Consider the following 8353-nt stretch of genomic DNA (forward strand, 5'->3'; position numbering starts at 1 on the left):
CAACAAAGACGGCGTGATCAATTCTGACGATAGGGTTTATGCAGGTTCTTATCAGCCTAAATACTACGGAGGTTTTAACTTTGGTATTAACTACAATCACTTTGATTTAAGTGCCGATTTCAGCGGAAACTGGGGTAACAAGATTTACAACGGTAAAAAGAATTCACGGGGTAGTGAAAATGACAACATTGAGGCTGGCTATGCAAACAGCCGTTTCACTACTGCCAAACCATCCAATACCGATCCAAACGTAATTACTTCATCAACCCCTCCCTCAACTTATTTTATTGAATCAGGAGCTTACCTGCGTTTAAATAACCTTTCTGTTGGGTATACCATCCCATCGGCTTTGCTTAAACGTGCTAATATTTCAAGGTTAAGGGTATATCTAACCTCACAAAATCTGTTCACTTTAAAACGCTACAGCGGTTCATCACCGGAGTTATTTAACAACGATGTTAACACCGGCATTACTGAGGCTGGTATCGATAATACCAACTATCCGGTAACCCGCACTTTTGCACTTGGCGTGAACCTTCAATTTTAATCTTCATTATTATGAAAAAGATATATAATAAAAAATTAAACATCATAGCCGTTTGCCTGCTTACTTTAACAGCTACACTCAGTGCATGTAAACACTATTTGGATGTTAACCCTCAGGCGGCAATAACTGAGGATGATATTGCCAAAGACCCCAATGCAGCTAAAAACCTGGTAACAGGTATTTATAACGTATTTTATATAGGCGGCTTTGATCCTGATATTGATAGTTTTCAATTTGTGATCATGACTGATATAGCATCTGATGATGCCGATAAAGGGAGCTCGCCAGATGATTATGGTGATGCATTGCAAATTGATAACTTGACCACCTCACCATCAAATGGCGTTATCAATAACGTTTGGACAGGTCACTATCAAGGTATAGCCCGTGCAAACCAGGCACTCGACAAGTTGCAAAATGCACAATTTGATGCGACTACCAAAAACGCACTTATTGGTGAGGCCCGCTTTTTAAGAGCTTATTTTTACTTTAACCTGGTGCGTTTATATGGCGGTGTACCCTTGCTTGATAAAGTTCCATTGGCAAGCGAAGCCAATCAGGATAAATATCAAACCCGTGCAACCGCCGATGATATTTATAAATTTATTGTAAGCGATCTTGATTTTGCAGTTACTAACCTGCCCGATAAAGGCGCTACAGATGTAGGCCGTGCCACTAAAAGTGCAGCACAAGCTTTAGAAGCCAAAGTTTACCTGTACATGAAAAATTACCAAAAAGCCTATGACCTTTCAAAGGCTGTTATGGATGGCGGCAAGTACACCCTGGTTAAGGATTATTCGCTGATATGGCGCCAGAGAGCTATTAATGGCGATGGCGGTAATAATAACAGTGAATCTATTTTTGAGATTCAAGCCGGTATAAACAAAGATTGTTCCGCCGGTATTAATTTATATACCGTATCACAAGGTCCGCGTGCCGGTGGTAAGTTTGGCTGGGCCGATCTGGGCTTTGGTTTTAATAACCCATCAACAAGCTTATTAAATGAATACGAAGCTAACGACGTCCGTAAAGCGGCAACCGTAATTACCATACAAGATCATGGAACCGTACTTTGGGATGGTTTCCGCATTCCGAGTCGGGATTCTGTTCAAAACGGAACCTACAGCTATAAGGCCTATCATAGCCGTACCGCGGAAGACAATTGCGGTGGCAACACAGACCGTTTACCAAAACAGGTACGCATTTTACGCTATGCAGATATTCTCCTGATTAACGCTGAAGCAGCCTTCCAAATTGGCCGTGCCGGCGAAGCTACCACAGACCTTAACCTGGTGCGTACACGTGCCGGATTGCCTGCTGCCAGCGCTTCGTTATTAAGCATATGGCATGAACGCCGCGTGGAAATGGCCGAAGAACATGACCGTTTCTTTGACATCGTTCGCCAGGATGCTGTGCAACCCGGTCGTGCCGCTGCTGCCTTTGCTGCTCATGGTAAATCATGGAATGCTAAAAACGCTTTGTTCCCTATCCCTCAAACGCAAATTGACTTAAGCGGGGGCAGGCTAAAACAAAACCCAGGATATTAATTTAGTTGGATTGATTTAAGTTAAGGTTGCCGGCCACTTTGGCTGGCAGCCTTTTAAAACACTCTCCTTAAAACCGGCTAAGCGAATACATATACAATCATTTTTCATGAAAAAACTCTTTTTAACTCCAGTTTTATTGCTGTTTGCTATTTACTGTATGGCTAAAAAGCCAGTAGCAAATAACACCGATACCATTAAACCGGTTGGCATTATTAAAAACCTTAGCGATAATGCACTGCTTGATGTGGTACAACGCCAAACGTTCCGTTATTTCTGGGACTTTGGCCATCCGGTGAGCGGACTGGCCCGCGAACGCAGCAACAAATCTTTTGATTATGGTGATGAGGTAGTTACTACAGGCGGTTCTGGCTTTGGTATTATGGCCCTTATTGTAGCCGATAGCCGTAAATGGATCGGTCATGAACAAGCGGTTAACCGCATGATCAAGATCGTCGACTTTTTATACAAAGCCGATTCTTTTCACGGTGCTTTTCCGCATTGGATGAATGGCGAAACCGGGAAAGTAATTCGCTTTGGCCGTAAAGATGATGGTGGTGATATTGTGGAATCGGCTTACCTTTTCCAGGGTTTGCTTTGTGCAAGGCAGTACTTTACTGCCAGCACACCGCAAGAACAACATATACGCGATGTAATTAACTGGATGTGGGGCGAAATGGAATGGAACTGGTACACCCGTGATGGCCGCGACGCATTATATTGGCACTGGTCGCCCAATAATGGCTGGGCTATGAACTTCCCTATACATGGCTTTAATGAGTGCCTGATCACGTATGTACTGGCTGCCTCGGCCAATCGTTACCCGGTTAGTGCAGATGTTTATCACCGCGGCTGGGCTCAAAGTGATTTTTTTAAGAACGGTAAAACTTTTTATGGCATTAAACTGCCTTTAGGTTTTGATTATGGTGGCCCGCTATTCTTTTCACAATATTCTTTCCTGGGTTTAAACCCTAAAGGACTAAAGGATCAGTATGCTGATTACTGGGAGCAAAATAAAAACCACACGTTGATTAATCATGCCTACTGTGTTGATAATCCGAAAAAGTTTAAAGGCTACGGTGAAAACTGCTGGGGACTGACCGCCAGTGATAACTTTGAAGGCTACAATGCGCACTCACCAACTAATGATTTGGGAGTGATAACCCCAACAGCGGCGCTTTCGGCATTTCCGTATACACCTGAATATTCCATGAAAGCTTTACGTCATTTTTATTATGACATGGGCGATAAGATATGGGGTGAATATGGTTTTACAGATGCTTTCAGTGAATCGCACAACTGGTATGGCAAATCATACCTGGCCATTGACCAGGGTCCGATCATAGTAATGATTGAGAACTACCGTACCGGTCTGCTATGGAAATTATTCATGAGCTGCCCGGAGATACAGAACGGTCTTAAAAAGCTTGGCTTTGAAAGCCCCGAACTGGCAAAAAAGTAAATAACCACTTCATTGTCATTTCGAACGATAGCGAGAAATGACAATACAATATAATCTTTAAGATTACTTCTTTTAATCCGTTCAATAAAAAATATTAAACAATGTAAATCAAAAGGCGTTAGATTTGTTTTCACTAACAAAACAGATCATAAACACAGCCAATGAGCCACATTAAATTTATTATAGGAATGCTAAGCTTGCTCTTAGCATTTTCTTTTTCAGCACGTTCACAGGATCTATCATCTTTTGACAGAGGCAGTTTTGCCATGAAAGGCGATACATTACCTTACCGCTTATTATTCCCAAAACATTTTAATCCGAATCAAAAATATCCGCTACTTTTTGTTCTGCACGGTTCGGGCGAGCGCGGCAATAATAACGAAGCGCAGTTAAAATACGGCCCATCGCGCCTTTTACAGGATAGCGTCCGCGAAAAATATGAAGCCATTATAGTTTTCCCGCAATGTCCTGCTAACAGCTACTGGTCAAACGTACAGCAGGAAACTGACCCGGCTACGCAGAAAAGGAGATTCGTTTTCCAGGTAAATGAGCAACCAACCATTGCCATGAGTTTGTTAATGGGCTTGGTCGATCAGTTTTTGGATAAACCCTTTGTTGATAAACACCGCGTTTATATTGGTGGTTTAAGCATGGGAGGCATGGGCACATTGGAGATCATTGGTCGAGAGCCTAAAATATTCGCGGCGGCATTTTCTATTGCCGGCGGCGATAACACGCTTAACGCTAAAAAATATGCTAAAAAGGTACCTTTATGGATATTCCACGGCAGCAAGGATAGTGTTGTCCCGGCAGATCATTCCGAAGTAATCGTAGCAGCCATTAAAGAAGCGGGCGGCGACCCTAAGTTTACCCTTTACCAGGGTGTTGATCACAACAGCTGGGACTACGCCTTTAAAGAGCCTGATTTGTTAAGCTGGTTATTTTCGCATAGTAAATAATCAGATATTTCTTATCTACGTATCAGCAAAAATTTGTCATTTTGAGCGATAGCGAAGGATCTATTGTTAAACTATGCAAATTGAAGAACAGGTTCTTCGCTATCGCTCAGAATGACAAAACAGTATAAAAAGATTATTTTTTATACTGCAATACACATTTAGAAGGACACCAATAAATACTTATCTATTCTTCCTCTTTAGGCTTAGGTGGGATATTTTTCATATTGAACTTCGGCTTATAAGCAGGTTTAGCAGCCGGCTCATCAGCTGAGGGTACTTCGGGCTTGTCCTCTGGCTTTTCTTCGGGTTTAACTTCATTTTCAACAGGCTTAGGTTTTACCATCCCTGCCTGAAAACGGGGTTTATAAGCCGGTTTGGTGGATGAAACCTCCGTTTCCGGTATACTTTCTGATTCTGATTTAATCTTAGATTTATCTTCTGCTATAGGCTCATTCTCAGTCGGCTTGGGCTTCATCATCGCCACGTTGAAGCGTGGTTTAAATCCAAGTTTTGCAGGAGCTTGTTCAGTATCGGGTTTCGTTTCTTCGGCTTCGGGCGTCGTTTTTTCAGCAGGTGTAGCATCACCATCCACAGGCTTTGGCTTCATCATTGCTACGTTAAAACGTGGCTTAAACCCGGGCTTTGCAGTAACCTGCTCCGTATCAGGCTTAGCCTCTTCTGTTTCAGGTACTGTTTTTTCAACAGGTTTTACCTCATCGCTTTCAGCTGATTTTGGTTTTACCATTGCCGCGTTAAAGCGTGGCTTAAACCCTGGTTTAGCTACAGTTGGTTCCGTAGCTGGTTTTATTTCCTCGCCTTTAGGTTCAACGTTTTCCGTAGGTTTTATATCATCACTTTCTGCAGGCTTTGGCTTTACCGTCGCTGGATTAAAACGAGGCTTAAACGCCGGTTTCGGAGCAGTTGGTTCGCTCGTAGGTGCAGGGGTAGTTTCTTCAGGCTTAGCTTCTGTTTTTTCTTCAACAGGCTTGGAAGTACCAGCCGCTTTAAACTTAGGTGTAAACCCAATTTTCGGTGCAGGCTTTACAGGTTCAATCAGGCTTTCCGTAATAGTTTGTTCAGCCAGTGGGTTTTCTATCTTAATCTTTTCTGTTTTTATTTCCGCAGCAGCCGGAAAACGGCGTCTAAGCTTATTGAACCAGTACTTTTTGGTATGGTCAAAGCTTTTTTCGCCCATTTGTTCATAATGAGTTCTAAATTCAGAAAACAGCGATTGCTCACCCTGTTGCAGGGCCAGCAGATCAATCTTTTTCTTTTTAAAAAACTCTTCGAAGGTCATGTTTTTAGATTGGAGATGTGAGATGTGAGATGTGAGACAGCAACTTGCTTAAGTTCCTATCCTCTTGATCTCAAATCCCACATCTAATATCTCATATCTATTTAAAACGCCACATCAGTATCCAGCTGGTTAAAGTGGATACCTTTATCAGTTTGTTTCCAATCTGCGCGTTCCTCATCGCTGGCGTTCATCAGCTTTGGAAACCACTCCAGCGGGAAAGCTTGTTGTTTGCCATCTGGTTTTTCAACAAAAAGCAAGCCGTTAGCAAAGGTTACCTTTACTTTCTTCTCTTCCTTACGCGAGCTGAATAACGGCATTTTTTTAATTCAAAAGTTAAAATTCAAAAGTCAAAAGTCAAAAGCCTTCTTGCTTATGGTATTCGCGATTGCTTTTACCTGTAATTACATGGACGCTATGGCAATAAATCCGAAATCGAAAATCCGACTTCCGAGATCAACCTACTCAGCCATATTGTGGTAAACCGCCTGCACGTCGTCGTCCTCTTCCAGCTTATCAATCAGCTTCATGATATCGACAACCTGCTCTTCTGTTACCTCGTGGAATGATTGCGGTATGCGCTCCAATTTGGCCGATTTTACTTCAACGCCCACTCCTTCCAAAGCTTTTTGCATTTTACCAAAATCTTCAAAAGCAGTGTGTATTACGCCAATATCGTTTCCTTCTTCATCTGCCTCCACAAATAATTCTTCCAGCCCGGCATCAATCAGTTCAAACTCCAGTTCTTCCAGATCTTTTTCGCCCGGTACAAATGTAAAAACCGATTTACGGGTAAAAATAAAATCCAGCGAACCTGTTTTACCTAATGAACCACCAGTTTTAGTAAAATAGCTGCGCACGTTAGCTACGGTACGGTTAGTATTGTCGGTAGCGGTTTCAACCAACACAGCAACACCGTGTGGAGCATAACCTTCATATACAATTTCTTCGTAATCTTTTTCATCGCGGCTAACAGCTCTTTTTATAGCAGCCTCCACACGATCTTTAGGCATGTTCACCGCCTTAGCGTTTTGTACAGCAGTTCTTAAGCGCGAGTTGGTAGTAACATCGCCACCGCCTGCTTTTACAGCCATTACAATCTCTTTACCTAAACGGGTAAACTGCACGGCCATTTTAGCCCAGCGTTTAAACTTTCTTTCTTTGCGGAATTCAAATGCTCTTCCCATAATTCTTTTTTTGTCCATGGTCCATGGTCTATAGTCCATGGATCAAGCGAATATAATATTTGTTTTATATAAGTTTCAAACCCAAAGCTTTTTGCTTTAAGCTTACGGCCTTTAGCTTATATTGTATTTTTCAAATTAGTCAGCATATCAGTGGTCATTGCAGCCAGGTCATATTCCAGTTTCCAGCCCCAATCCCTTTCGGCATAACTATCATCAATTGATTTTGGCCAACTGTCGGCAATAGCCTGGCGTGGGTCGTTTTCAGAATAGCTTATTTCAAAATCTGGTATCAACTTTTTAATCTCTGCTGTCAGTTGCGTAGGGGTAAAGCTAATACCTGCCAGGTTATATGACGAACGGATGGTAAGTTGCTCGGCAGGTGCATCCATTAATGAGATGGTAGCCCTGATGGCATCATCCATATACATCATGGGCAAAGCGGTATCGGCAGATAGGAAACTGGTGTATTTTCCATTTTTTAATGCCTCATGAAATATATGCACGGCATAATCTGTTGTGCCGCCTCCCGGGTTGGCCCGCCAGCCTATCAGGCCAGGGTAACGGATACTGCGTACATCCAGTCCATATTTAGTAAAGTAGTATTCGCACCAGCGCTCACCGGCCAGTTTACTGAAACCGTAAACAGTATTAGGATCCATTACGCAATATTGAGGCGTATGAAACTGCGGTGAGTTAGGACCAAATACAGCTATGGAGCTTGGCCAGAAAACTTTTGCTGTTTTAAACTCAACAGCAAAATCAAGTATATGGATAAGGCCGGTCATGTTCAGGTCCCAGGCCATTTTGGGCTTTTGCTCACCTACTGCTGATAATATAGCAGCCAGCAGGTAAACCTGCGTAGGGCGATGTTTATCAAAAATATGGTGCAGATTATCCTTATCCAACACATTCACAATCTCATACGGTCCGCTGTGGCGTATGGCATAACCCGGATCATTTATATCTGATGCTATTACACTTTCGGCTCCGTGTATCTTTCTTAAAGCTACAACCAGCTCGGTACCTATTTGGCCGTTGGCGCCAATCACTAAAATCTTTTCGCTCATGCAATATTGAGTTTGCGCAAAGGTAGAAATTTGGGCGAAATCTGTTGATGTACTTCATTAAGTTTATAGCCTAACAGCAGCTTATTTTGGTTGTCCGGCACGTTTCTCCTTTTGCTTCTGATTTTACATGCCCTCACCAACCAATCATTAAAATATACTAACTATATAGGATAACTGTTATAAAAACAACAAAAAAATGTGCATATTTGGGGTTTAAGTTTTTATTATATAACAAATTAACAAAATGAAAGTCGCAGTAGTAGGTGCTACAGGATTAGTAGGCACCAAAATGT

At 42.3% G+C, this 8353-nt stretch carries 7 protein-coding genes and 1 pseudogene; 4 read left to right on the forward strand and 4 right to left on the reverse strand.

Annotated features, from left to right (window positions below):
• From AAGC65_RS23075 to AAGC65_RS23090, 4 genes and pseudogenes are all read left to right on the forward strand, one after another.
• A pseudogene (locus AAGC65_RS23075) lies at positions 1-547 on the forward strand (TonB-dependent receptor); the annotation flags it as partial.
• Between the two features lie 11 nt (positions 548-558).
• Positions 559-2094: a RagB/SusD family nutrient uptake outer membrane protein gene (locus AAGC65_RS23080; RefSeq protein ID WP_343114828.1), complete on the forward strand. Its 1536-nt coding sequence runs from the start codon at positions 559-561 to the stop codon at positions 2092-2094.
• 106 nt (positions 2095-2200) lie between these two features.
• On the forward strand, positions 2201-3553 hold the full coding sequence (locus tag AAGC65_RS23085; protein ID WP_343114829.1) for a glucoamylase family protein: 1353 nt from the start codon (positions 2201-2203) through the stop codon (positions 3551-3553).
• 161 nt (positions 3554-3714) lie between these two features.
• Positions 3715-4512: a prolyl oligopeptidase family serine peptidase gene (locus AAGC65_RS23090; protein ID WP_343114830.1), complete on the forward strand. Its 798-nt coding sequence runs from the start codon at positions 3715-3717 to the stop codon at positions 4510-4512.
• Between the two features lie 184 nt (positions 4513-4696).
• Here the strand turns inward: AAGC65_RS23090 and AAGC65_RS23095 are convergent, their stop codons facing one another.
• From AAGC65_RS23095 to AAGC65_RS23110, 4 genes are all read right to left on the reverse strand, one after another.
• Entirely contained in the window at positions 4697-5809 is a 1113-nt protein-coding gene (locus AAGC65_RS23095) for a hypothetical protein (protein WP_343114831.1), read from the reverse strand.
• 101 nt (positions 5810-5910) lie between these two features.
• The gene (locus AAGC65_RS23100; RefSeq protein ID WP_343114832.1) at positions 5911-6126 is read right to left on the reverse strand and encodes a DUF2442 domain-containing protein; all 216 of its coding nucleotides are present in this window, start codon (positions 6124-6126) and stop codon (positions 5911-5913) included.
• 141 nt (positions 6127-6267) lie between these two features.
• The gene (locus tag AAGC65_RS23105; protein ID WP_343114833.1) at positions 6268-6993 is read right to left on the reverse strand and encodes a YebC/PmpR family DNA-binding transcriptional regulator; all 726 of its coding nucleotides are present in this window, start codon (positions 6991-6993) and stop codon (positions 6268-6270) included.
• A 116-nt stretch (positions 6994-7109) separates the two neighbouring features.
• The gene (locus tag AAGC65_RS23110; RefSeq protein WP_343114834.1) at positions 7110-8060 is read right to left on the reverse strand and encodes an NAD-dependent epimerase/dehydratase family protein; all 951 of its coding nucleotides are present in this window, start codon (positions 8058-8060) and stop codon (positions 7110-7112) included.
• Positions 8061-8353: the final 293 nt, after the last annotated feature.

This window comes from Mucilaginibacter sp., from assembly GCF_039207105.1.
Lineage (GTDB): Bacteria > Bacteroidota > Bacteroidia > Sphingobacteriales > Sphingobacteriaceae > Mucilaginibacter.